The sequence below is a fragment of the Streptomyces sp. NPDC056296 genome (genome assembly GCF_042268605.1).
Taxonomy (GTDB): Bacteria; Actinomycetota; Actinomycetes; order Streptomycetales; family Streptomycetaceae; genus Streptomyces.
This window is the reverse complement of record NZ_JBHJRX010000005.1, coordinates 148834-174545: the sequence shown is the minus strand read 5'-3', so window position 1 is coordinate 174545 and position 25712 is coordinate 148834. Positions and strand designations below refer to the sequence as shown.

At 71.1% G+C, this 25712-nt stretch carries 15 protein-coding genes and 1 pseudogene; 8 read left to right on the top strand and 8 right to left on the bottom strand.

All coding sequences use genetic code 11. The annotated features are described in order from the left end of the window. The first annotated feature begins 35 nt into the window (after nucleotides 1-35). Complete coding sequence (locus ACFCZF_RS05720) at nucleotides 36-3194, top strand: sigma-70 family RNA polymerase sigma factor (protein WP_376670571.1); 3159 nt, start codon at nucleotides 36-38, stop codon at nucleotides 3192-3194. 432 nt (nucleotides 3195-3626) lie between these two features. On the opposite strand, the gene ACFCZF_RS05715 is transcribed toward ACFCZF_RS05720, so the two are convergent. The 7 genes from ACFCZF_RS05715 to ACFCZF_RS05685 all read right to left on the bottom strand — a co-directional run bounded on the left by ACFCZF_RS05715 (nucleotide 3627) and on the right by ACFCZF_RS05685 (nucleotide 13072). Continuing rightward, nucleotides 3627-4619, bottom strand: a complete 993-nt coding sequence (locus ACFCZF_RS05715) for a LacI family DNA-binding transcriptional regulator (protein WP_375911165.1) — start codon at nucleotides 4617-4619, stop codon at nucleotides 3627-3629. A gap of 60 nt (nucleotides 4620-4679) precedes the next feature. Continuing rightward, a complete protein-coding gene (locus tag ACFCZF_RS05710; RefSeq protein ID WP_376670570.1) occupies nucleotides 4680-6824 on the bottom strand; it encodes an alpha-galactosidase in 2145 nt (714 codons plus the stop codon). 47 nt (nucleotides 6825-6871) lie between these two features. Next, a complete protein-coding gene (locus ACFCZF_RS05705) occupies nucleotides 6872-8932 on the bottom strand; it encodes a beta-galactosidase (protein ID WP_376670569.1) in 2061 nt (686 codons plus the stop codon). After that, the gene (locus ACFCZF_RS05700; protein WP_376670568.1) at nucleotides 8929-9828 is read right to left on the bottom strand and encodes a carbohydrate ABC transporter permease; all 900 of its coding nucleotides are present in this window, start codon (nucleotides 9826-9828) and stop codon (nucleotides 8929-8931) included. Before ACFCZF_RS05700 ends, ACFCZF_RS05705 begins: the two co-directional genes overlap by 4 nt. Continuing rightward, nucleotides 9825-10739 carry a carbohydrate ABC transporter permease gene (locus tag ACFCZF_RS05695; protein ID WP_376670567.1) on the bottom strand — a complete coding sequence of 305 codons (915 nt, stop codon included), beginning with the start codon at nucleotides 10737-10739 and terminating at the stop codon, nucleotides 9825-9827. The genes ACFCZF_RS05700 and ACFCZF_RS05695 overlap by 4 nt, the downstream gene beginning before the upstream one ends. Nucleotides 10740-10811: 72 nt before the next feature. Then, nucleotides 10812-12170: an ABC transporter substrate-binding protein gene (locus ACFCZF_RS05690; RefSeq protein WP_376670566.1), complete on the bottom strand. Its 1359-nt coding sequence runs from the start codon at nucleotides 12168-12170 to the stop codon at nucleotides 10812-10814. Nucleotides 12171-12514: 344 nt separating this feature from the next. Next, nucleotides 12515-13072, bottom strand: coding sequence for a TetR/AcrR family transcriptional regulator (locus tag ACFCZF_RS05685; RefSeq protein ID WP_376670565.1), 558 nt, complete (start codon nucleotides 13070-13072; stop codon nucleotides 12515-12517). Nucleotides 13073-13191: 119 nt separating this feature from the next. On the opposite strand from ACFCZF_RS05685, the gene ACFCZF_RS05680 reads away from it, so the two are divergent. Together ACFCZF_RS05680 and ACFCZF_RS05675 are read left to right on the top strand one after the other, a co-directional pair. Continuing rightward, complete coding sequence (locus tag ACFCZF_RS05680) at nucleotides 13192-14460, top strand: MFS transporter (RefSeq protein ID WP_376670564.1); 1269 nt, start codon at nucleotides 13192-13194, stop codon at nucleotides 14458-14460. 4 nt (nucleotides 14461-14464) lie between these two features. Next, nucleotides 14465-16231 carry an MFS transporter gene (locus tag ACFCZF_RS05675; protein ID WP_376670563.1) on the top strand — a complete coding sequence of 589 codons (1767 nt, stop codon included), beginning with the start codon at nucleotides 14465-14467 and terminating at the stop codon, nucleotides 16229-16231. 497 nt (nucleotides 16232-16728) lie between these two features. On the opposite strand, the gene ACFCZF_RS05670 is transcribed toward ACFCZF_RS05675, so the two are convergent. Further along, nucleotides 16729-19074: an AbfB domain-containing protein gene (locus ACFCZF_RS05670; RefSeq protein ID WP_376670562.1), complete on the bottom strand. Its 2346-nt coding sequence runs from the start codon at nucleotides 19072-19074 to the stop codon at nucleotides 16729-16731. Between the two features lie 411 nt (nucleotides 19075-19485). On the opposite strand from ACFCZF_RS05670, the gene ACFCZF_RS05665 reads away from it, so the two are divergent. From ACFCZF_RS05665 to ACFCZF_RS05645, 5 genes and pseudogenes are all read left to right on the top strand, one after another. Next, complete coding sequence (locus tag ACFCZF_RS05665) at nucleotides 19486-21885, top strand: ricin-type beta-trefoil lectin domain protein (RefSeq protein WP_376670561.1); 2400 nt, start codon at nucleotides 19486-19488, stop codon at nucleotides 21883-21885. Between the two features lie 446 nt (nucleotides 21886-22331). Beyond that, a complete protein-coding gene (locus tag ACFCZF_RS05660; RefSeq protein WP_376670560.1) occupies nucleotides 22332-23030 on the top strand; it encodes a TetR family transcriptional regulator in 699 nt (232 codons plus the stop codon). Nucleotides 23031-23180: 150 nt separating this feature from the next. Next, entirely contained in the window at nucleotides 23181-24392 is a 1212-nt protein-coding gene (locus tag ACFCZF_RS05655) for an alkane 1-monooxygenase (RefSeq protein WP_376670559.1), read from the top strand. 166 nt (nucleotides 24393-24558) lie between these two features. Continuing rightward, nucleotides 24559-24806: pseudogene (locus ACFCZF_RS05650) on the top strand (Zn-dependent alcohol dehydrogenase); the annotation flags it as partial. A gap of 73 nt (nucleotides 24807-24879) precedes the next feature. Continuing rightward, nucleotides 24880-25635: an SDR family oxidoreductase gene (locus ACFCZF_RS05645; RefSeq protein ID WP_376670598.1), complete on the top strand. Its 756-nt coding sequence runs from the start codon at nucleotides 24880-24882 to the stop codon at nucleotides 25633-25635. Nucleotides 25636-25712 lie beyond the last annotated feature (77 nt).

Below are 25712 nucleotides of genomic sequence, written 5' to 3'. Positions count from 1 at the left end.
GGCCCACCGATTCATGTCGTTTCAGGAGATGTCGAGTGCACGAGTCAGAGGCGCAGCTACGCACCGTGATCGCCGCCCGAGCAGGCGAACCACGGGCGCTGGAGGAGCTGACACGGGATTGCCTCCCGCTGGTCTACAACGTGGTGGGCAGGGCCGTGGGAGGGGGCCCCGATGTCGACGACCTGGTCCAGGAAACCGTCATCAAAATGCTCACAGGGCTACGGCAACTGCGGGAACCGGACCGCTTCCGTCCCTGGCTGGTGTCCATCGCGCTGCGCCAGGTCAAGGACCGCTGGCGCTCCCAGAGCCTGGCCCCCGACCTCGTGGACCACGAGGACGCTCAGGAGCACCTCGCCGTGCACACCGGATTCGAGGAGGAGGCGGTGCTGCGGCTGCGGCTCAGCGGGCAGCGGCGCGAGACGGCGCTGGCGATGTCGTGGCTCGACCCCGGGCACCGGGAGACGGCTTCGCTGTGGTGGCTGGAGCTGGCCGGCGAACTGACCCGCGAGGACCTCGCCGCCGCGCTGGCGGTGCCGGCCACGCACGCCGCGGTGCGGGTGCAGCGGATGCGGGAACAGCTCGACGTGACGCGCCGCGTTGTGCGAGCCGTCGGGGCCCGGCACGCGCAGGAGTGCGCGCCGTGGACGGAGCTGGTCGCGGCCTGGGACGGCAGGCCCTCGCCGCTGATGCGCAAGCGTCTCGACCGACATCTGCGGGACTGCCCCTCCTGCGCCGGCCTGGTCGAGGACCAGGACGGACTGCTGCCTGCGGAAGGCCTGTTGACGGGCCTCGGTCTGGTGCCGCTCCCGCTCGGGCTGCGTGACCCCGCCCTGCCCACGTCCCTTGCCGACACCGCCGTCCGCAGTGGTGCGGACGGCGGCTCGGTCACCGTGCCAGACGGTTCCGGCTCAACGGTGCCGGACGGTCCCGGCGCCACCATGCCCGACGGTTCCGGCGCCACCGTGCCGCAGCCGCCGCCCGGACGTGGTCTCGTCCGCCTGCGGCACCTGCGTCGCGGCGGGTCGGTGAAGTCCCTCGCGGTGGCCGGTGCCGGGGTCGGCACCGCCACGGCCGTCGCCGTCGCCGCGTTCGCGCTGCCCTCCGCCGCGCCCGAACCGGCGCGTGCCGCCGGCGACCGTACGCCGGTGATCACGCCGTCCGCCGAGCCGGGGCCGCTCGCCCGGCCCGTGCGCAGCCAGAACGTCGCCTCGTCGACGCCGGCGCGGCGTCCGAGCCGCTCGGCCGCCTCCTCTCCCCGGGCAGAGCTGGGCGACGCTCTGCCCGCACGGATCATGGCGCCGCCCGCGGTGACCGGTCCGCTGCCGCGCATCGCCGACACCGCCTACCCCGTCCCGGCGGACGCCGTCCACGTCGCGCCCTCGGGCTCGGACTCCGGTGACGGTAGCGCCGCACGCCCGTACGCCACCGTGCGGCGCGCCCTGTCGGCCGCGCCGGCCGGAGGGACGGTGGTGCTGCGGTCCGGCACCTACCGGGTGGCCAAGGCGAGCATCACCAAGCGCCTGACCCTCCAGGCCGCGCCGAACGCCCAGGTGTGGATCAAGGGCAGTGAGGTGGTCGACTCCTGGCGAAAACGCGACGGGCGCTGGTGCACGCCGTGGGAGCACAATCTGCCGACCCCCGACTGGGAGGACCCGAAGGACTATCTCGACCCCGAGTACCCCCTGGCCCACCGGCGCGAAATGGTCTTCTCCGACGGCTCCGCCCTGCGGCAGGTCTCCGGACTCGCGGACGTTGGGGCGGGCACCTTCGCCGTCGCCGACGGCTCCCTGTGCGTCGGCGGCGATCCGGACGGACACGAGATGGAAGCGGCCGCGCACCCCTACGGGCTGACCGTCTGGGGGCAGGAGGCCGCCGGTACCGTCGTCCGGGGCATCGGCTTCGCGCACTTCGGCGACGAGGGCCTGCGCATCGGCGCGCCGCGCGTGACGGTGGAACGGGTCACGGCCGTGCGCAACGGCGTGTCCGGGGTGAACCTCCTGGGTGCCGGCAAACCCGACGAGATCGTCGTGCGCGGCAGCAACCTCAGCTTCAACGGGCGCAAGGGCATGGGCGGCGGCCAGGCACGCGGTGTGCTGCTGGAGAACAACCTCGTGTCCTACAACAACACCGAGGGCTTCCGCACCGCCTGGGACGCCGCCGGCGTCAAGATCATGGACTCCACGAACGTCACCGCGCGCGGCAACCACTTCCTCGGCAACTACGCGCACGCCCTGTGGCTCGACATCGACATACGCGACGCCACGGTCGTACGCAACCAGTTCACCGCCAACCACCAGTTCGGCGCGTTCTTCGAGATCTCGCGCGGCGCCCTGTTCACGGGCAACATCGCGGCGAACAACGGCACCGGGCTCGCCGTCGCGAACGCCTCGGACGTCGAGCTGGTGAACAACACCATGTCGGGCAACGTCACCAACCTGCTGGTGAAGGAGAACGCGGACCGCGAGCCGCAGCCGTGGGAGAAGGAGGCCGGAGCCACCTTCGTGACCAGCAACGTCAGCGTGACCAACAACCTGTTCGTGGCCCCGAGCACGGACACCACCCGCAAGCACCTGATGATCCAGCGGTGGCCCTGCGCCGCCTCGCCGTCGATGCTGTCCGCGCTCGACCACAACGGCTACGTGAACGACCCGGCCGCCCGCTCGGTCCGGCTCGGCACGCTGCAGCCCGCCGGTTCCTCCTGCGAGGCGCTGGAGCCCTCCTCCCTCGAGGAGCTGCGCTCCCTGTCGTACGAGGGCGCGGGACTCCAGGTGACCGGCGAGGACGCGGCGGCGGCGGTCACCGACCCGGCCCGTGGCGACTTCACCCTGCCGTCCAAGAGCCCGGTGCGCGAGAAGGGGGCGCCGCTTCAGAGCCGCCCGGCCGGCCTGATCGACGCTCCGGCCGGCGAGCCGGTGGACCTGGGCGCGGTCGTCGCGACCGCGGGCACGGCGCCGGCCGCCGATGACCTTCCGGCCGGTGCGGCGCCGCGCCCGCAGGGGACGCCGTCCTCCGCCGCGCCGCTCGCCGCCGGGCCGGACGAGGGGACGCGTCCGCAGGGCGGCGGGGGCGGACTGGCCGCTACCGGCGCGCAGGTGTGGCCCCTCGCACTGACCGGCCTGGCCTGTCTGGCCGGCGGCACGCTGCTGGCCCGCAGGAAGAAGCGGAACGCCGCGGGCCGTCACCGCTCGGCCTGACCAGGCGGCCCGGGTCCGGAGCGTCACTCCGGCCCCGGTGTCCGGCTTCGTTCACCGCTCCCCCACCCGGTACTCCAGGGGACGGTCCGCCCTCAGCACCAGTTGGTGCTGACGGCGCCTGCCGTCCCGGAAGTACGGGGTGGGCATGAGCAGCGGCCGGTTGCTCGCGTACGGCAGTGCCGACCGGCTTGTCGGTGATGTGTCTGAAGGGCGGGTCGGGCAGGCCGTTCGGAAGGCCGGCGCCCGGCGGCGCCACAGGTGGCATGTCAGGCAGCGGAATGAGGAGGTCGACAGAGCGCGGGCGTGGCCCAACGAAGCGGCCACGGCACTGGGAATTCAGAGAGTCGAAGTTGACCCCGAGCGGGCAGGCCCGTGCCGGCAGCGGGTCCGCTCGGCGAAAGCGGCACGGCACCGCATCACCGGGTCGTCGCCTCAGACGGAGGAACGTGCCACAAACTCGGCCTTCACGTGCACCGTCTTGGGAACCTGTCGGCCGTTCAGCCGCTCGATGAGCAACTGGGCGGCCGACCGGCCGACCTCGGTGGCCGGGTAGCGGATGGTGGTCAGCTGCGGGCGCACGAGCGAGGCGAAGGAGGCGTCGTCGTGGCCGATCAGGGCCACATCACCCGGGATGTCGACACCCAGTTCATGCGCCTTGTCCATGGCACCGACGGCCATCACGTCATTGGCGCAGAAGACCGCGTCGGGTGGATAGCGGCGGCTCATGAGCGTGCCGAATCCGGCTGCTCCGGCCTCCCTCGTGTGCTCCCCCCGGACGACCAGTTCGTGCGGCAGTGACATGCCGAACTGCAGGGCGAGGGCTCTGAGGTGTTCCAGGCGCGGGTCCCCGCCGGTGGCGTCGCGGGGACCCGCGATCATCGCGATGCGCCGACGTTGGGCCGTGGCCACCCGTTCCAGTGCCCGTCGGGTGGCCACCCGGGCGTCGGGCGTCACCAGATCGATCGGGCCGAAGGAGACGTCGGCACTGACGACGACGGGCAGACCGGCGTCGACGAGCGGCTTGAAGTCCTGCGGCTTGAGCCGGAAAGGGGTGATGACGACCCCGGCGAAGTGCTGGTGCACCGCCTCCGCGAGCATGGCCCGCTCCTCGTCCCGGCGCGCGCCGGTGTCGCAGACGACGACGTGCAGCCCGAGTCCGCGCAGTTGCTCCTGAAGTGTGGCGGCGAGTTGCGCGAAGAATGGGTTGGCGATGTCCGGCACGATCAGCGCCACGAGACTGGACCGACCGGTGCGCAGGCTGCGGGCCGTGACGTTGACGGTGAAGGACAGCTCCTCGATGGCGGCCTCGACCGCGGCCCGGGTCTCGGGGGCCACCGGCCGCTTGCCCGAAAGGACGTAGGAGACCGTCGCGGACGACACCCCGGCCGCACGGGCGACGTCGGCCATGGTGACCCGCTCACGCACCACACACGCTCCCTTCCATGGTCACCCTACTTCACGTCCGAACTGACCCTGGAAGCGCTCTCACCGTTGCCGTCGCAGGCGCACCAGCGCGCTCGCGCAGTCGCCGGTAGGCAGGTCGGGCATGGGCAGGCCGAAGCTCTGAAGGGTCGACCCGAACCATGCGCGTCCGGTCTCCTCGTCCCGGTACCGGGCTTCCTCGTCCAGTCCGCGCAGTCGCAGGGGCGGCAGCGCGGGGCCGAACGCCGTGCTGGGCCGCCAGATCAGTACGACGGCACGGCCGCCGTCGTCACTGACGTACTGCACGGCGGCCAGGGGTCCTTCGCCCGGGGCCAGCAGGCGGTACTGCCGCCCGTGCTGCACCACGGGCCGGATGTCCTTGTAGACCCGGGCCAGTTCCGCGGCCTCGGCGAGTTCCGTGTCCGTCCAGCGGGTCAGGTCCCCTCCGATGCCGAGGACGCCCGCCATGGCGCTGTGGAAACGGAAACGCATGGGCACCACGCGGCCGGTCAGCGGGTTGGGGCTGTCGGTCACCCAGGCGGACATGACACTGGCCGGGTAGAGCCGGCTGAAGCCGTGCTGGATGGTGAGGCGGTCCACGGCGTCGGTGTTGTCGGAGGTCCACACCTGGTCGGTGCGGGCGAGGATGCCCGGGTCGACGCGTCCGCCGCCGCCCGCGCAGGCCTCGATCCGCAGGTGCGGGAAGTCCCCGCGCAGCTGGTCCAGTACGCGGTACAGGCCCCGGGCGTGCTCGACGTGGACGCGTCGGGCGTCCGGTCCTGCCGGGTGCGCGCCGGCTTCGGTGAACGCCCGGTTGAAGTCCCACTTGAGGAAGTCGACCGCGTTGTCCGCCACCACCTCGCGCAGCCAGCCGAGGGCCCACTCGGTCACCTCCGGGCGGGAGAAGTCCAGGACGAGCTGGTTGCGCAGCTCGGTGGCGGTGCGGTCGGGCTGGTGCAGGACCCAGTCGGGGTGGCTGCGGAACAGGTCGCTGTCGGCGTTGACCATCTCCGGTTCCACCCAGAGGCCGAACGCCATGCCCATGCGGTGGACCTCGTCGGCGAGCGGGCGCAGTCCCCGTGGGAAGCGCGCGGGGTGCGGTGTCCAGTCGCCGAGTCCGGCCCGGTCGTCGTCGCGGCCGCGGAACCAGCCGTCGTCGAGCACGAAGAGTTCCGCGCCCAGGTCGGCGGCGCGCCTGGCGAGGGCCAGCTGATTGTCCTCGCTGACCTCGAACGAGGTCGCCTCCCACGAGTTGTACAGCACCGGTCGCAGTTCTCCCGGGTTGGGCAGGACATGCGTGCGCAGATGGTGGTGGAAGTCCCTGCCGGCCTGCCCGAAGCCGTGCGCGGTGTACAGGGCGAGGCTGACCGGCGTGCGGTGGCTCCCGCCCGGTGCCAGCCGCAGCTCGATGCCCTCGTGGCCCTCCCCCGCCACCACACCGGTCCGGCCGGCGGCGGTGCGCTGGGCGGTGAGGCGCCAGCTGCCGCTCGCGGCGAGCGCGACGACCCAGACCTCGCCGTGTTCCTCGCCCGCGTCCCCGGCGTCCAGCGCCAGCCAGGGGTTGGCGTGGTGTCCGGTGTGGCCGCGGCGGCTGCCGATGACCGTCTCGCCGACCGGGAGGACCGACCTCTCGAGGCGGCCCTCGCCGGCCCAGCCGCCGTGCACCGAGCCGGTCCGCCAGGCCGGGCGGTGCGGCAGTGGCCAGTGTGCCGAGGCGTACCGCAGCAGCAGGACGTCCCCGTCGGCGTCTGCGCCGGTGTGATGGAACTCCGTCCACCGTTCCAGCACGTCGCCGTCGGCGGGGACGCGGTAGTGCAGGTGCCAGGCCAGCGGCCGGGTGCGGTCCCGCAGGCGGACCACCACGTGATCGGCCGCCCGCCGGGCCACGTCCAGCACGGTCGGCTCCAGCGGGCTGGAACCGTCGGGGAAACGGACCTCCAGAGCGGGCACACCGAAGCGGGCACCGCCGTCGACGGGGTACTCCTCGACGCCGTCCCACCGGCCGGCGAAGCTGTTGTCGTGTTCGGACCAGACCGGCAGCGTCACCGCGTCGGCGAGGGGCAGCGGAGCGCCCCAGTGGATGTGCCGCACCGTGCCCGCGACGCGGTCCACCCTCAGTACGTAGGCGCTGTGAGTGGTGCGCAGCAGCACGGTGCCGCTCGCCTCGTGGGTCTCCACGGAGGGCAACGGGGCGGCAGGCTTCTTCATCGGGGCGCTCCTCGCGGGTGCTTCTCTGGCGCTGGGGTGACGGCAGGTCAGGCCGGGGCGGTCGTGAGGTCCTCACGGACCACGACCACGTCGCCGGGCGGGACGACCACCCGGCCGCCGGTGATCTCGGCGCCGGTGGTCCCGGCACCGGCGACGGCCACAGTGACGGCCACACCGGTGACGGGGACGGCGACCGCTTCCCGCGTGTGGTTGATCAGGAAGAGGTAGGCATGCTCTTCTCCCGTGCGGCGCACCGCCTCCAGCCCCGGGGGTGCCTCGACGACGGGGCCCGCGCCGGCCTGGGCGCACAGGGTGCGCAGCACCTCGCGCAGAGCCGGAACCGGCAGGCGGGCGGCCGTGTACCAGCCGGCGCCCCGGCCGAAGGTGTGCCGGGTGACGGCGGGGCCACCGCGGGCGGGGCCGCCGTCGGCGGTGTCCGCGAAGCGCAGCACCGGGTCGCAGCCGCGGGATTCGACGCGTTCCACCCACTGCCGGACCTGTGTTCCGTCGTCGAGCCGGGCGTGGTCCTGGGCGCGCAGCGGCAGGTACTCGTCCACGACGAGCCCGAGCACCTCGCGCAGGGCGCCGGGGTTCCCTCCCGGGTGCACCCTGTCGTACTCGTCGACGACCCCGCTGAAGCAGCCGACGGCGAGATGCCCGCCCTGGTCCACGTAACGGCTCAGGTTGTCGGCATCGTTGTCGGACAGCAGGTACAGACCGGGGGCGAGCACGGCGCGGTAGCCGGTCAGGTCGGCGCCGGGCGGTACGAGGTCGCAGGTGATGTTCAGCGTCCACAGTGCCTCGTACCAGTCGCGGACCGCGTCCAGGTAGCGGGTCCGGTCCGACGGGCGTGCCTGCAGCTCCAGGGCCCACCAGCTGTGCCAGTCGAACAGCATCGCCACGTCGCCGCGCACGCGGCTGCCGGTCACCTCGCCGAGCGTGGCCAGTTCGGCTCCCAGTGCTTTGGCCTCCTTCCAGACACGTCCCTCGGTGCCGGCGTGCGGAAGCATCGCGGAGTGCCATTTCTCCGCGCCGGCGCGGGACTGCCGCCACTGGAAGAACATCAGTCCGTCCGCGCCCCGGGCGAGGTGGGCCAGGCTGTTGCGGCGCATCTCTCCCGGTCGTTTCGCCACGTTGACCGGCTGCCAGTTGACGGCCGAGGTCGAGTGCTCCATCAGCAGCCAGGGCCGGCCCCCGGCCATGCCCCGGGCCAGGTCGGCGTTGAGCGCCAGGTCGATGTGTCCGTCGGGGTCGGCGGCCGGGAGGTAGTGGTCGACCGATACCAGGTCGCACTCGGCGGCGAAGGCGTAGCCGTCGACCTTCTTCTCCAGGGTGCCCATCACGTTGGTGGTGATGGGCACGCCTGGAGCGATCCGGCGCAGGAGGGCGCTCTCGGCGCGGTGCCGGGTGAGCAGCGCGTCGGAGGAGAAGCGGTGGTAGTCGAGTTCCTGACCCGGGTTGCGGAAGGCGGTGGTGTCCCGGGGCGGGTCGATCTCGTCCCAGTCGCCGTAGCGCTGGCTCCAGAAGTCGGCGCCCCAGACGTCGTTGAGCGCGTCGAGGCTCTTGTACCGCTCCCGCAGCCATTGGCGGAAGGCGGCCGCGCTGGTGTCGCAGTAGCACAGGGCGTTGTGGTTGCCCCATTCGTTGTGCACGTGCCACATGACGAGTGCGGGGTGCTCGCCGTACCGTGCCGCCAATGCCGTGACGAGGGCGTCCGCGGCTTCGGCGTAGGCGGGGCTGCTCGGGCAGAAGACCTGCCGGCTGCCGTGTGCGAGGCGGGTGCCCGAGGCGGTGACCGGCCGGGCGTCGGGGTGCTGCCGGGTGAACCACGGGGGCGGGGCGGCGGTGGCGGTGGCGAGGTCCACCGCGATGCCGTGCGTGTGCAGCAGGTCGAGCACCTCGTCCAGCAGGCTCCAGTCGTAGGTGCCGGGGCGCGGCTGGATACGGGACCAGGAGAACACGCCTACGGTGACGAGGTTGACGCCCGCCTCACGCATGAGGCGTACGTCCTCCCGCCAGACCTCGCGCGGCCACTGCTCCGGGTTGTAGTCGCCTCCGTAGGCGACCCCGCCGAGGGCGCGGGTCACGTCGGTGAGGGGGTGGTTCACGATTTCACGGCTCCAGCGGCGAGTCCGGCGCGCCAGTAGCGCTGCAGGAGGAGGAAGGTGAGCACGATGGGCACGACGGAGATCAGGGCGCCCACGATGGTGAGGGTCTGCAGTTCGGGCATGCGGCTGGTCTGCGACTGCCAGGTGAACAGGCCGAGGGTGACGGGGTAGAGACGCTCGTCCTGCAGCATGATCAGGGGGAGCAGGAAGTTGTTCCAGATGACGACGAACTGGAACAGGAAGACCGTCACCAGGGCGGGCGCCATCAGGCGCAGCGCGACGGTGCGGAAGATGCGGAACTCGCTCGCGCCGTCCATGCGGGCGGCCTCCATCACCTCGTCCGGGACGGAAGCGGCGGCGAAGATGCGGGAGAGGTAGACGCCGAACGGGCTGACGACGCTGGGCAGGAACACCGACCAGAAGGTGTTGGTGGCGTCGAACTCGGCGAACATCAGGAACAGCGGCAGGGCGAGTGCGGTGGCCGGTACGAGGACGCCGCCGAGGACGACGGAGAAGACCGCCTCCCGGCCGCGGAAGGTGTACTTGGCCAGGGCGTACCCGGCGGCTGCGGCCAGGAGGGTGGCGACGGCCGCGCCCAGTCCCGCGTACAACAGGCTGTTGAGCAGCCAGCGGGCGTAGACCCCGTCCTGCTGGGCGAAGAGCGAGGAGAGGTTGTCGCCCAGGTGCCATGCGGCGGGGAGGAAGCCGGGGGTGCTGACGAGGTCGCTCTGGCTTTTGGTCGACGACACGAGCAGCCAGTACACGGGCAGCAGCATGTAGCAGGCGACCGCGATCATGAAGGTCACGGCGACGGCGGTGGACACGCCGGTGCGCGGCCGTCGGCGCACGGTGGGTGCGGGAGCGTGCGCCCCCTCGGTGCGGGTGAGGAAACTCATCCCTGCCTCCTGGAGGTGAAGCGCAGGAACGCGAACGACAGGACGAACGTGACGAGAGCGAGGATCACGGACAGGGCGGCGGCCTCGCTGTAACTGTCGCCCGAGGCGAGCGAGTACGCGGCGATGTTGGGGGTGTAGGTGCTCGTCACGCTGGTGGATATGGAGCGGAAGACCTGCGGCTCGGTGAAGAGCTGGAACGAGCCGATGATGGAGAAGACGCCGGTGAGCACCAGGGCCGGCCGGATGATCGGGATCTTGATGCGCAGGGCGATGGTCCAGGCGCTCGCCCCGTCCACCCGGGCCGCTTCTCCGATGTCGGAGGGCACGGCCTGCAGGGCGGCGTAGATGATCAGCATGTTGTAGCCGGTGTAGGTCCAGGTGACGACGTTGGCTATGGACCACAGGATGGCGTCCGGGCCGAGCAGGTCGACATCGGCGCCGACGTCGCGCAGCAGGTCCACCACGGGCGACAGCCGCGGGTCGTAGAGGAAGGCCCACATCAGGGCCGCCACGACACCGGGGATGCCGTACGGCACGAAGTAGACGAGCCGGAAGAACTTCTTGGCGCGCGCCACGGCGGAGTCCAGCAGCAGGGCGAGGACCAGGGAGAGCAGCAGCATCACGGGGATCTGCACGAGGGCGAAGCCGAGGACCCGCAGCAGGCTCTCGGTGAAGTAGTCCGCCTGCAGGACCCGCGTGTACTGGTCGAAGCCGGCGAACACCATCTGCGTCTTGCCGAAGGTGCCGCCGGTCCGCTCGGTCTTGTGCAGGCTCTGCCAGAAGGCATAGCCGACCGGGACGAGGGTGAACAGGACGAAGGGGATGAGGAAGGGGGCGAGGAAGGCGTACGGGGCGAGGATCCGGCGCGGGCGTCGGCGCGCCGGGGCCGGTGCGGCGGTGGTGGGAGTCACGGGCAGCCTTTGCGGTGCTGTTCCTGCCGCCCCGAGGCGGCAGGAAGGGCAGGAGGGGTCCGGCGACGCGGTCTACTCGGTCACGTCGAGGGACTGCTTGCGCAGCGAGTCCGCGCTCTTCGCGCCGGTGTCCTTGAGCACGTCGCCCAGGGTGTTCTCGCCGCCGATGACGTTCGCCGTCCCGTCGCTGAGGTACCGGTAGGTGTCCGTCATGGTCGGGCCCCAGGTGAAGCCGGTGTCGACGCCCGCGGAGGCCTGCGCGAAGACGTCGAAGATCTTCTGCTCGCCGTAGAAGTCGACCGGCTGCTGCAGCGCGGGCAGTTCCAGGCCCGCCTTGGCCGCCGGGTAGAGCCCGCCCTCGCGGTTGAGGATCGCCAGCGCCTCGGGGTCGGTGTTCAGCCACAGGGCGAACTTGGCGGCCTCGGCGGGGTGTTCGGTGCCGTGCATCACCGTGGTGGTGGAGCCGCCCCAGTTGCCGGCCTGCTGGTCGCCCGCCTTCCACTGCGGCATCGGGGCGACCGCCCACTTGCCGGCGGTGGACTTGGCGTTGTCGCGGATGGTGCTGTAGCCCCAGGCCGCGCTCACCCAGGTCACGACCTCGTCGGTGTTCCAGGCCTTGTACAGCGCCGGGGAGAAGCCCTGGAGGTCGGTGGCGACGAGCTTGTCGTCGATCAACTTCTGCCAGTAGTCAGCGACCTGACGGCTCTCGGGCCGGTCGACGGTGACCTTCCAGGCGTCACCGTCGCGCTCGAACATGGTGGCCTTGTTCTGCCACAGCAGACCGGTGAACCAGTTCGGGTCGGTCTGGGAGAAGTGGGTGATGAACTTCCCCTCCTTCTTGAGCTTGCGGGCCTGCTCCGCGTACTCGCCCCAGGTGGCGGGGGCCTTCATGCCCAGCTGGTCGTATATGTCCTTGCGGTAGAACAGGGCCATGGGGCCGGTGTCCTGGGGCACGGCCCAGACGCCGTCCTTGCCGTCGGCTCCGAACTCCACCTGGGACCAGGTCCAGTCGACGAACTTGCCGCCGGCCTCCTTGACGCCGGGGCAGGAGGAGATGTCGGTCAGGCCCTCCTTGAGCCGGAAGCTGGCCAGGGAGTCGTACTCGACCTGGCCGAGGTCGGGAGCCTTGTCCGCCTTCAGGGCGTTGGACAGGTTCTGGTAGGTGCCGGCATTGCCCGAGGGCACGGTCTTCACCTTGACCTGGATGTCCGGGTTCTCCTTGTTCCACACGTCGATGGCCTTCTGGATGCCGGGGACCCAGGACCAGTAGTCCAGCGTGACCTTGCCGGAGGCGGGCTCGCAGGACCCGCCGGCCGCGCCGTCACTCTCGTCGCCGCCGCCTCCGCCGCAGGCGGTCACCGCGGTGAGGGTCAGGGCCACTGTGCCGAGCATGCAGCGTCTGGCCAGGGATGTACGAGCACGCGTCACCATGAGGTCGCTCCTTGCGCCGAGGTCCGCTCCGACGAAGCGGTGGGCAAAAGAGATAATGCGAACCGACGGAAGTCAACAGGCCTGGAAGAGAAAATCGGCCTCACGCTTCGTTCGCAACCACACCGTTACTTGACGCAGAGTCATAATATAGCGTCTGAGCTGGGATTCAAGGGGTTCAGCCATGATGAGCACCGACTGCTCTCGCCACGCGGAATCGATTACGTTACGGTGGCAATGTGGGCGAGGGCCCCGCGGCCGGCCGGAGCACGAGAACGCTCCCCGAACCGGGCGCGGTGCATCCGGCGCGTCATCGGTTGCCCCTTGCGCCGGTCCGATCGCCGCGTTCAGCGGCGCCGGTCGACCACGGCGCTCACGATGGCGGCCACCTCCCCGCGGTCGGTCGGCCGGAGGTCGACGGAGTTGTGGATGGAGAGTCCTTCGACCAGGGCGTCGAGGGCCCGGGCGGTGAGCGGGTCGAAGTGTCTGGCCAGCGCGTCCCGGCTGGCCTGCATCCAGGACCGCATGACGGCGCGCACCTCGGGGTGGCGGGCGGCGAAGGCGTAGAGCTCGTAGCCGAGCAGGAGATTGCGGTCGGTGCCCCAGACCTTGCCGCAGATGATCTCGACGACCGCCTCCTGTGCTTCCCGGGGAGACCGCGCGGCCTCCAGGAGCGCTCCGTAGCGCGTGGAGACGGACTCCGCGTGCCGGGTGAAGGCGTCGGTCAACAGGTGCTGCATGTCGTCGAAGTAGTAGGTGAGCGAGCCGAGCGGTACACCTGCTGCTTCGGCGATCCTGCGGAAGGTCACTTTGATGGCGCCGTGCTCGGCCACGACGTCGAGCGCGGCGTCGAGGATGCGTTCGCGGCGCCGGGGGTCGTTGGGGCCGCGCGTGCTGCCTGTCATCGCCGTTGTCTGCCTCGTCTTCTCGGATCCCCACCCGGTGTGTACATTTGTACATTCCCGGCGGGTGCGCGGAATCGTGCCTGCCAGTCCATTCTGTCGAACGCCCGCGGAGCCCCTTCTTGATAGACCGCGCCGTACGCCGACGCCGTCGGGCACTGTTCCTGTTCTTCTTCCTCAACGGCATCGCGATGTCCTCCTGGGTCACGCGCACGCCGGACATCCGTGATCACCTGGGAGTGACCACCGGGCAGATGGGCCTGGTGCTCTTCGGCCTGTCGGTCGGCTCCATGGCCGGCATCCTGGCTTCCGGCCACCTCGTGTCGAGGTTCGGCACCCGGCCAGTCACGGCACTGGCGACCGTGTTGGTCATCGCGAGCGTGGTCGTCGTCGGGGTCGGCAGCGCCCTCACCTCCGCTCCCCTGGTCACCGCGGGACTGTGTGTATTCGGCACGGGGATCGGGTCGGGTGAGGTGGCGATCAACGTGGACGGCGCCGACGTGGAGCGGATCACCGGCTCCGCGGTGCTGCCCACGCTGCACGGATGCTTCAGTCTGGGCACCGTGATCGGAGGGCTGGCCGGCATGGCGGCCACCGCGGCGTCGTTCCCCGCCCACTGGCACCTGGCGGCGGTCGCCGTGGTGGCGGCCGCGCTCTTCGCGTACGGCATCCGTGCCGTGCCCGCCGGGATCGGGATCCGCACCGCTGCGCCCACTTCGGAGGCCGCGCGGCGTTCGAGGCCGCGGGTGTGGCGGGATCGGAGGCTGCTCCTGATCGGGGCCATCGTACTGGCCATGGCTCTCGCCGAGGGCGCCGCCAACGACTGGCTGCCGCTGCTCATGGTCGACGGCCACGGGCTCGACGCCGCGGCCGGCTCACTCGTCTACGTGGGGTTCGCCGCGGCGATGACCCTCGGGCGCTTCAGCGGCACGTTCTTCCTCAACCGCTACAGCCGGGCGACTGTCGTGCGGGCCAGCGCGATCTCCGGCGCCGTCGGCCTGTCCCTGGTCATCTTCTCCGACAACGCCGTCGTGGCCGCGGGTGCCGTCCTGTTCTGGGGCCTGGGCGCGTCCCTGGGCTTCCCGGTGGCCCTGTCGGCGGCGGGCGACTCGGGGCCCGACGAGACCGCCCGGGTCAGTCTCGTGGCCACGATCGGCTACGTCGCCTTCCTGGTGGGGCCGCCCGCTCTCGGCTTCCTGGGCGATCACTACGGGCTGCGGCCGGCGATGGTGGTGGTGCTGGTGTTCGTCGCCACGGCCGTCATCGCAGCCCCTGCCGCCGGTACCCGCGCGCGTACCTCTCCCCCGGTGCGCGTCGGACCCGAAGACGTGGCCGCCCTCCACCCCCAGGACCCGGCCGGGAGACGGCCGAGTCAGACCATCGAGGAATGATCGAGTGTCCAGCCTCCGCCAGCGGACCGAGCGACTCGGCCCTCTCCTCACCCGGATCGGGCAGCCGGTGCCCGCGGCCGTGCTCCTCGCCGCCGCCCTGCACACCGTCTGGGTACTGGTGTTCGCCAACAGCGGCGGCGACCTCGCGGCTCAGGACGCCTGGACGGCCTTCGCCGCGGAGCACCCGGACTCCGCGTACAACTTCGCCTGGTTCGGCGGCATGCACCCCGCCTCCTACAGCGTCCTGTCCCCCTATGTGATGGGTCTTCTCGGCGTGCGCACGACCATGGCCGTGTCCGGTACGGTCTCGGCCGCCCTGCTCGCCGTGCTGCTGGTGCGAAGCGGGGCGGTGCGCCGGCCCCTGTGGCCCGCGCTGTACGGGGCGTTCGCCCTGACCTGCAACGCGGTGTCGGGCCGGGCGACGTTCGCGCTGGGCACCGTGTTCGGTCTCGCGGCGCTGGTGGTCGTCCTCGGCGCCGACACCGCGCGTCCCGTGACGTTCCGACGGTCGTCCCGCGTCGCGTCCCTTGTCATGGTGGCGCTGCTGGCGGCACTGGCGACCATGGCCAGCCCGGTGGCCGGCCTGTTCGTCGGGATGGTGGCGGGGGCTCTGTGGCTCACGAAGCGACGCGCCGGTGGGTACGTGCTCGGCGGCGCGCCGCTCGCCGTCGTCGCCCTGACCTCCTGGCTCTTCCCCTTCTCCGGCGAGATGCCGATGAACGGATGGACGGCGGCGCTGTCCCTGCTGTGCGGCCTGGCGCCGCTGGCCTTCACACCGAGGCATTGGCGCACGGTGCGTGTGGCGGGGGTCCTGTACGCGCTGGCGGTACTGGGCGCGTGGCTGATCCCGTCCCAGATCGGCAGCAACATCACCCGCCTGGGCATGCTCTTCGGCGGTGTCGTGCTCCTCGCCGCACTGCCCGAGGTCCGGCTGCCACGGCCGGCCACGATGCGCACGACGGCGCGCGGACGCGTCGCGCTGATCGCGGCGATCTGCGCGGCCATCGTCTGGCAGGGCACCGGCGCGGTGGCCGATGCCGTGCGGACCGCCCCGACCGCGGCGTGGTCGCAGGGTCTGGAACCGCTGCTGCACCAGTTGGAGCGCCACAAGGTCCGCCAGAAGGGGCGGCTGGAAGTCGTACCGGCCAGCAGTCACCGGGAGTCCTCGGCGCTCCCCGAGTACGCCTACCTCGCGCGTGGTTGGAACCGCCAGGCCGACCTGGGACGCAACCCCGTCTTCTACGACGGCACGCTCACCGCCCGCAGTTACCGGGCCTGGCTCGACCGATGGGCGGTCCACCACGTGGTCCTGCCGTCGGGACCACTGGACTCGGCGGGCCGGCAGGAGGCGGAACTGATCCGGCGGGGGCTGCCCTACCTGAAGCAGGTGTGGTCCGACGCGAACTGGAAGTTGTACGCCGTCCAGGACCCGGCACCGCTGGCCGGGCCGGACGCCACCCTCGCGGACGCCTCCCACGACCACCTCACCGTCACGGTGCGCAGGGCGGGACCGGTCAGGCTGCGCGTGCCCTACTCCCCCTGGCTGACCCTGGTCGACAGCCAGGGCCACCGGATCGAGGAGGCGCGGCCCGACGAGGGCGGCGGCGAGCACGTCGACACCCGGGGCTGTCTGAAGGAACAGACGCAGGACGCCGGTTCCGGCCGGGCCCAGGACACCTGGACGGTACTCGTCGCCCCCCGGACCGGCACCTACCGCATCGCGGCCGACTACGGACTGCCCCGCGGCACCCCCTGCCCTCCCGGACGCTGAGCCGAGCTTCCCTTCGGACGGAGCCCACCACCGCGTGCAGGCCGTCCTGGCCTGTCGCAACGCCTGACCCCGCCACCGCGGTCGTCGTTCTGCGGCGGCGCACGATGACCAGCAGGCCGGTGGCAGCCGCCGCGGCCGCGAGGGCGACGAGTGCGGTGCCGCCGTCGGTGACGAGGTCCTCGGCCGAGACGGCGGCCGCGTATCCGACACCGGCCTCGGTCGCGCGGTGCCAGGCGGTGCAGGCACGCGCCGTCCGAGCCGGCCGTGGCGCAGCCGCCTGCCCAGCAGGTGCCCGGTGCGGTGGGCCAGGGCGTCCCCGGTCACGACGGCCGCCGTCGCGACGGCGATGACGAGCGGAAGGCGCAGCGGTGCCGCGCGGGCGAGGGCCCCGGCGCGCTCAGCGCGTGTCTCTTCCTGAGGCGTCGGTTCCGCGGGCATGCCGCGAGGGGGCGGCCCCCGCCGCTCCCTCGCGTCGTCACGCCGTCACCAGTGCCGGCTCATGGCGCCCAAGGTGCCTCGACCGCCCAGGTGGTGTCCTGCGTGAAGCCGGCCGGGTTGTCCCACTCGTGTGCGCCGCCCGGGGTCGCCAGCCACAGCTCGGCCCGGTAGTGGCGCAGGTACTGGTCGGGGAAGTTGTAGGCGGACAGGCGCACACCTCCTTGCCCCTGGACGGCGCACCAGGTGGCGTCCGCCCTGAACAACGCGGAGTCGCCGCCCTCCTTGTGGATCCGGAACTCCCGGTGACGCAGGTACTGGCCGGGGAAGTTGCGGGACTCGAAGGAGTAGCACCTGCTGTCGGCGAGGCCCGGCACGATCTTCCACGTGGCGTCGTTCTTCAGCAGGCCGGAGCTGCTCGCGTCGACGACCTCGGTGAAGCCGAGTCCGTCCTGGTGACGCGCGTACCTGGTGGTGTATCCGGGGGTCGTCACCCGCAGGGACCTGTACTGGTCGGTGGGCAGGGTGGCCGGAGGCCGTGCGCCGCGGGAGGCGTCGATCAGGGCCTGGTTGGCGGCCTTCAGCCGGCTCTCGTCGACTTTGACGACCTGGCGGTCGTAGGTGAGCAGGCCGTTGACCTCGTTCTCGACGTCGGTGATCTCCGTGTAGACGGAGGCTGACAGGCCGAGCGGCATCTGTGTCTCGCGGATCGCGTCGATCAGTCCGACCAAGCGGTTGTCGAGGTGGGTGAGGCTCGGCTGGTTCTCGTAGCTGAACCCGCCGCCCGGGTACCACTCGTGGCCGGCCACCTTGTATCCGAGTCCACCGAACTCGCCGAGGACCGCGGCCCGGGTGGCGGACGGTCTGGTGACGCCGGGGCCCACGTAGACGTGGTGGTCGATGACGTCGCCGTTGCCTCCGTCGACGGAGCCGCAGCAGTTGATGCCGCTCATGTTGTTGACGAGGCGGGAGGGGTCGTACGCCTTGACCTTGTCTGCGATGCGGGCCTGGTCGTACTGGCCCCACCCCTCGTTCTGGTTGACCCACATCACGACCGACGGCGAGCTGCGGTGCTGGTCGATGACGCGCTCGTACTCGGCCTCCCACTGCACACGGGCGGCGCTGTCGGGGGTGCGCAGGTCCATCGACGGCATGTCCTGCCACACCAGCAGTCCGAGCCGGTCGGCCCAGTAGAACCAGCGTTGCGGCTCGACCTTGATGTGCTTGCGGACCATGTTGAAGCCCAGGTCCTTGTGCTTCTGCAGGTCGTGGCGGAGGGCCGCGTCGGTCGGGGCGGTGTAGAGACCGTCGGGCCAGTAGCCCTGGTCGAGGGTGCCGGTCTGGAAGACGAACTCGCCGTTGAGGAGGGGCCGCAGTACGCCGTCCACCTTGCCGAGCGAGACCGAGCGCATGCCGGTGTAGCTGCCGACGGTGTCGACGGCCGCGGAGCCGGAGAGCAGCTCGGCCTTCACGTCGTACAGGAAGGGGTCCTCCGGTGACCACAGGCGAGGGCCGGGGACGGGCACGGTGAGCGGGGAGCCGACCGCGCCGGTCGCGCTGCCCACGGTCGAGCCGCCCGCGGACACCGTGACCCTGGCCTGGTGGCCGCCCACGCCGGCGCCACGCACCGTCACCCTCAGGGTGTTGTTCGACAGGTCCGGCACCATGTCGAGGCGGGTGATTCGGGCGGGTGCGGTGGGCTCCAGCCACACCGTCTGCCAGATACCGGACGCCGCGGTGTAGAAGATCCCGCCACCCGGGTGCGGGGCCACGTCCCGGATGCGCTGCTTGCCGACCGCCTGGCCGCCGGTCTCCGTCGGGTCCCACACCGAGACGACGATCGTGTTGGTACCGCCGTTGAGCAGCGGGGTGATGTCGTACGTGAAGGAATCGTAGCCACCGCTGTGGACCGCCCCGGCCTGCTGTCCGTTGACCCAGACCGTGGTCCGCCAGTCACTGGCGCCGAAGTTGAGCTGGACGCGGCGGCCGTTCCAGTCCGCCGGGACGGTGAAGGTCCGTTTGTACCACAGCTTGTCGTTCTGGGTGATCTTGCGCTGGATGCCGGAGAGCGCCGACTCCGCGGCGAACGGCACCCTGATCTGCTCCGGGAAGGAGGCGGGCTGCCCGGCGTCGGCGGCCGTGACGGCGAAGTCCCAGATGCCGTTGAGGTTCTTCCAGTCGGGGCGGGTGAGCTGCGGCCGCGGGTACTCCGGCAGCGGGTCGTGGACCGGGACCTCGTCGGTCCACGGCGTCGTCATCGGCGCGGGTTTCGGGGTCCACGCGGCTGTCCGGGCGGAGGCCGTCGACGTGGTGACGAGGAGGCCGGCGCAGAACATCACGCAGGCCGTCGCCAACGCCGCGAGGGCATGCCACCGTCGTCTTGCTCCGGGGGTGGGGGAAAAGCGCATCGGTACTCCTTCGTGGAGGAGGTGCAATGGCGCAGGGCGACACGCGGGCACAGAGCGGTGCCGGAGAAGGGGAACGACAGCCGTCCGGTCGGTCCGCACGGAGGTTTTACATCGTTAGAAGGGTGCTGTAAAGGCTCCTCGCAAGGCGATGTCCCGGTGGCATGATCGGAGAATTCGCACCTCTGCGCACCAAGCACCCCACGGACCGGCCAGACTTTTCCCTCATCGGTGACAAAGCATGGACGACCCAGGGAGAAGTCCCTACTGTGTCGGATGCGGCGCCTGGCGCCTCACGCCCCAGGCCCGCCCGCACCCCCCTCCGTATCCGGGACGACGGCGCGTCCCGGCAGCGGTGGATCTCCCACTTGCCCGACCGAGTTCCTCGTGTCCGAGGGACCGTCAGGAGGTCACGTGTATCCACGGCTGTACCCCCGCCGGCTCGGCAGACGCCTGGCCGGAACACTCATCGCTTCGTTACTGGTCGTCGGTCTGTCGGCGTCCCCGTCTGGGGCGGACGACTCGGCCGCCGCGGATCTTCCCCCTCAGGAACCGGGTGTCACGCTGCGCGTCTTCGACGTCCAGGCCCCGCTCAACGAGATCTGCACTCTCAAGGCGGGCCAGACCCCGAACATCGACAAGTTGATGCCGGTGGTCGACTGGTCCTCGGCCGAGGACTTCGGTCTGGAGAGCAACTTCGTCACCCACGTCCTGGGCAACCTCGACGCCGCGCAGGCGGGCAGCTACACGTTCAGGCTCACCAGCGACGACGGTTCTCGTCTGTGGATCGACGACCAACTGGTCGTCAGCCACGACGGTCTGCACGGACCGGAACCCAAGGACGCGACGGTCGACCTGACGGCCGGCTCCCACTCGCTGCGCATCGAGCACTTCGAGCGGGACGGCGGTCAGCAGCTCACCCTGTCCTGGAAGCCGCCGGGCGCCTCGGGCTTCAGCGTCGTACCGAACTCGGTGCTCAGCACCGACGCAGACGTCGTACGGGTGACCGCGCCCGGACGCAAGGAGTGCGAGGGCGGCACGGACTCCCCCGGAGACGGACTGCCGCTGACCGGCGTGCACCCGAACTACACGCTCACCAACCTCCGGCCGGACGGCTTCGAGCCGCAGGTCTCCGCCATGGACTGGCTCCCGGACGGACGCCTGGCCGTGGCCACCTGGGGCGGCAGCAACAACACCGCGGGCGAGGTCTACCTGCTGAGCAACGTCACCGGCGACACCGGTCCGGACAAGGTCACGGCCAAGAAGGTGGCCTCCGGCCTGAAAGAGCCCATGGGCATCAAGCACGTCGACGGCAAGCTCTACGTCTCCCAGAAGCACGAACTGACCGAGCTCAACGACACCAACGGCGACGAGGTCACCGACCAGTACCGGCGCGTGGCGACCTGGCCCTTCGGCGGCAACTTCCACGAGTTCGCCTTCGGCCTGCTGTACAAGGACGGGTTCTTCTACCTGAACCTGTCGGTCTCCATCAACTACGGCGGCGCCACCACCGACCCGCAGCCCGCCGAGAACCGCGGCACCACCATCAAGGTCGACAAGAATACGGGCGAGGTCTCCTACATCGCCGGCGGTCTGCGCACCCCGAACGGCATCGGCTGGGGCCCCGAGGGCGACATGTTCGTCACCGACAACCAGGGCGGCTGGCTGCCCTCGTCCAAGCTCGTGCACATCAAGCAGGACCGCTTCTTCAACCACTACACCAACCCGGACGGGCCCTTCGACTCCCAGCCGGTGACCAAGCCGGTCCTGTGGCTGCCGCAGAACGAGATCGCCAACTCACCGAGTACGCCCCTGCAGTTGACGGAAGGCCCGTTCGCCGGCCAGATGCTGTTCGGTGACGTGACCTACGGCGGCATCCAGCGCGGCTTCCTGGAGAAGGTCGGCGGCGAGTACCAAGGGGCGGTCTTCCGTCTCACCCAGGGCCTGGAGGCCGGGGTCACCAGGATCAGTGTCGGCCCGGACGGCGCGCTCTACGCCGGTGGTCTGGGCGCGGGCGGCAACTGGGGCCAGGAGGGCAAGCTCACCTACGGCCTGCAGAAGCTGAGTCCCAACGGCGCCAACGCCTTCGACATCCGCGCCATGCGCGCCGTACCGGGCGGCTTCGAGCTGGAGTACACCCAGCCCCTGTCGACGGACACGGCGAACGAACTGGCAGGCCGCTACAAGCTCAAGCAGTGGCGGTACGTGCCGACGGCCGACTACGGCGGCCCCAAGGTCGACGAGGAGACACTCACCGCGCAGTCGGCCACGCTGTCCGCCGACCGCAAGACCGTCACCCTCGCCGTCCCGGGGCTCAAGGCCGACCGCGTGGTCCACGTCCGCTCGCCCCGTCCCTTCAGCTCGGCCGGCGGTGAAACGCTCTGGAGCACCGAAGCCTGGTACACGCTCAACAAGCTGCCGGGCGCAACGTCCGGGACGGGTGAGGTGAAGGGCGTCAACGGCAAGTGCCTCGACGTCGACAACTCCCAGACCGCCGACGGCACCAAGGTCCAAATGTGGACCTGCAACGGGACCGGCGCCCAGCAGTGGACGCTGCCCGGCGACGGAACCGTACGCGCCTTGAGCAAATGCCTGGACGTGTCGGGTGGCGGCAGCGCCGACGGTACGAAGATCCAGTTGTGGACCTGCAACGGCAGCGGCGCGCAGACGTGGGAGCCCCAGGCCGACGGCACGGTGCGCAACCCTCAGTCGGGCAAGTGCCTCGACGCCTCCGGCGGCACCTGGAACGACGGCACCCCGGTCCACCTGTGGACCTGCCACACCGGACCCAACCAGAAGTGGACCCTGCCCTGACGGTCGACCGGCCCCGCTTCAGGTGATGTCCATGTAGGCGGGCTCCGGCGTCCCCCGCGGGGAGGCGCTGGAGCCCGCTCGGTCACCACCGGGTACGCCGGCCCGTTCACACGGGCCAGGAAGCAACCGCCCTCGGCGGGCGCGTCGAGGCAGAGCACACAGGCAGGGTGGCGGGGAACGCCCGTGCCGCCGCCAGCGGGGCGGCGAACGACGGCACGGGCGCGATACCGGCATGGCGGGTGCGTACACGGGGATTCCGCCGTCGGTCAGCGTGCCATGCCACCAGCTCCGAGCACAGGGTGACCCTCTGTCAACGTTCTGACGCTTCATCAGTCGCCCGGCCCGCTGCATCATCGTCTTCCCGCCCCGAAGCCGGCGCCGGCGCGCCCGGCCGCAGGGGCGTGTCCCACACGGGGGCGGAGCGGCCGGACGCGAGGAGAGACATCGTGCAGGACACGCCGTACAGCAATGCCACGGAGCGCGCGGCAGGCCCCCTGCCACCCCGCGAGGCGTGGCGGCTGAGGATGCGCAACGACGTCCTGGACGCGGCACACGCCATGGCGGCCGAGAAGGGCTGGGACTCCGTGAGCCTGTCCCAGGTGGCGGCCCGCGCCGAGGTGTCGCGCCCCTCGGTCTACAAGGAGTTCGGCAGCCGCGACGGCCTGAGTCGGGCACTCGTCCGCCGGGAGGCCGAGCGGTTCCTCACCGGCGTGGCCCTGGCCCTGCAGCAGCCGGCGCCCGGCGCGCCGGACGCCATGACGGCCGCCGTGCTCCACGCCCTGGAGGAAGCCCGGAAGAACATCCTCGTCACCTCGGTGGTCAGGGCGGCCCGCGTCGGCACCGACGCGCTGCTGCCCTACCTGACGACCCGCTCGGAACCGGTGGTCACGGGAGCCCGGCACCTCGTGCGGACCTGGTACCGGACCCACTACGGACACCTCGACGCCTCACACACGGACCAGGCGGCCGACGTCATCGTGCGCCTGACCTTGTCGCACATCGTCCTGCCCCCTCCCGACCGCGCCCTGCGCGAGTCGGCCGGCCTCATCACCGCGGCGGGTCTGGGGGTACTGGGGTTGCACTCGACGGACCTGTCTGACCTGTCTGGCATACCTGACGTGCCTGACGAGCCGTCAGAACATTGACAGCGCGTCACGGATTGTCAGCATCCGAGGCCGGTGCCACGCTCGGCCGGGTCGCCGAACCAGCGATCGCCCCAGGGATGCGGCACACCCCGTCGCGGTCGCTCGGCTTCCCGCCTTAGCACGACCGCCCACCCCGAGGAGCGCACCCCGATGACATCGCCGTCGACGACGCCCCCCACACCCCCCGCCGCCCCACCCTGGCGGGACCGCAAGCGCTACGCCTGGCTGCTCGGCCTGGCGGTCCCCACGCTGCCCTTCCAGGCTGCTGCGCTGGTCGCGGTCAGCGACTGGTCCGTCCTGTGGTGGTGGGGACCGTTCTTCGCCTTCGTGATCATTCCGGTGCTCGACGCGATCATCGGCCCGGACCGGGAGAACCCACCCGACGAGGCCATCGGGCGGCTGGAGGAGGACCGGTACTACCGCTGGTGCACGTACCTGTACCTGCCTCTCCAGTACGCCGGGTTGCTGTACGCGTGCCTGCGCTGGGCCGACGGCATGTCGGTGCCGGACGCGCTCGGACTGGCGGCCACCGTGGGCGTCGTCGCCGGTGTCGCCATCAACACGGCCCACGAACTCGGTCACAAACGTGAGACGGTCGAGCGCCGCCTGGCCCGCATCGCCCTGGCCCAGGCCGGCTACGGACACTTCTACGTCGAGCACAACCACGGCCACCACATACGGGTCGCCACACCCGAGGACCCCGCCAGCTCACGGCTCGGCGAAAGCCTGTGGGCGTTCCTGCCGCGCACGGTCGCCGGAAGCGCACGGTCCGCCTGGCGGCTGGAGGCCCGTCGCCTCAACCGCCGCCGGCACCCCACCTGGTCGTACCACAACGACGTACTGACCGCGTGGGCCCTCACCACCCTGCTCTTCGCGACGCTCGCCGCCGGCTTCGGGCCGGTGGTCCTCCCCTACCTCCTCGTCCAGGCCGCGTGCGGCATCCTGCTCCTGGAGTCGGTCAACTACCTGGAGCACTACGGCCTGCTTCGCGGGCGGCGCCCGGACGGACGGTACGAGCACGCCGCCCCGCGCCACAGTTGGAACAGCAACAACACCACCAGCAACATCTTCCTGTACCAATTGCAACGGCATTCCGACCACCACGCCAACCCGCTGCGCCGCTACCAGACACTGCGGCACTTCGACGAGGCACCCCAACTGCCCTCGGGCTACGCGTCCATGATCGTCCTGGCCTGGGCGACACCGCTGTGGCGGCGGGTAATGGACCCCAGGGTGCTGGCGCACTACGACGACGACGTCCGGCGAACCAACCTGCACGGCCCCCGCGCGCACCGCTACGGCGCGCCTACCGTCCGCAGCCCGCGCAAGGCGTCGTCCCGGGGCAGGCGGCCCGCACGGTGAAGCGTCCGCCTCCTGGGCGCAGCGCCACACCGCCCACCGACGATCAGACGCGCGAACTACCTCGGCCACCGGCCGACCGCCCACGAGCAGCACGTCGAACCGGTCCGCGCCGACTGCGACATGGTCGTCTACCGGAGCGGTCTGAGGAAACGACGCCGCGGGGTGCCATGGTCAGCCCCGCCCGGTCGATCTGCACCGTTTCTTCTGGCGCGAACTCACCCTGATCGGCGCCCGGCTCTACGACCGCGAGCCGACTTCGAGAGCGCCGTACAACTGGTGGCCGAGGAGAAGGTGCCCGCCGCGCAGTTGATCTCCACCGTCGTCCCGCTGTCCGACGCCGCCTCGGGATTCGCCGCCCTGGAAAACGGTGGCTCCGGTCAGATGAAGGTGCTCGTCGACTGCGGCGCCGCCTGACGCCGGAACAGACCGTTCCCTCCCTGCACGCCCCCTTCTGAAAGGACGGCCAGACCGTGCGCCCTCCACCCCCCTGTTCGACCTGACCGGCCGCCGCGCCGTCGTCACCGGCTGCCGCCGGGGCATCGGCCTGGCCATGGCCGAAGCCCTCGCCGAGGCCGGCGCCGACATCATCGGCGTCAGCGCGCAGCTGGAAGCCCACGGCAGCGAGGTCGAGCGCCGCGTCACCGAGCACGGCCGCTCCTTCGCCGCCTACCGCGTCGACTTCGCCGACCGGCAGGCCGTCACCCGCTTCGCGGAGCAGGTCGAAGCCGACCACGGGCCCGTCGACATCCTGATCAACAACGCCGGAACCATCGCCCGCCATCCCTCGGCCGACTTCCCCGACGATGTGTGGGACCACCTCATCGAGGTGGATCTCACCAGCCAGTTCGTCCTCAGCCGCGAGCTCGGCAGGCGGATGCTGGAGCGCGGCCACGGAAAGATCGTCTTCACCGCGTCCCTGCTCAGCTTCCAGGGCGGCGTGTTCGTTCCGGCGTACACCGCCGCCAAGTCCGGTATCGCCGGCCTCACCAAGGCCCTGGCCAACGAATGGGCCTCCTCCGGAGTCTGCGTCAACGCCATCGCCCCTGGCTACATCGCCACCGACAACACCGAAGCCCTGCGCGACGACGAGGCCCGAAGCGCCGCCATCCTCGACCGCATCCCCGCCGGCCGGTGGGGCGAATCCCGCGACCTGGCCGGTGCCACCGTCTTCCTGGCTTCCCGTGCCTCGGACTACGTACACGGCACCGTCCTCCCCGTCGACGGCGGCTGGCTCGGCCGCTGAACACGAGCGTGACCCAGGAGGCGCGAAGGCCCAAGCCCTGCGCCTCCTCAGCCCCGCGCCTCCTCACGGCCGTAGTC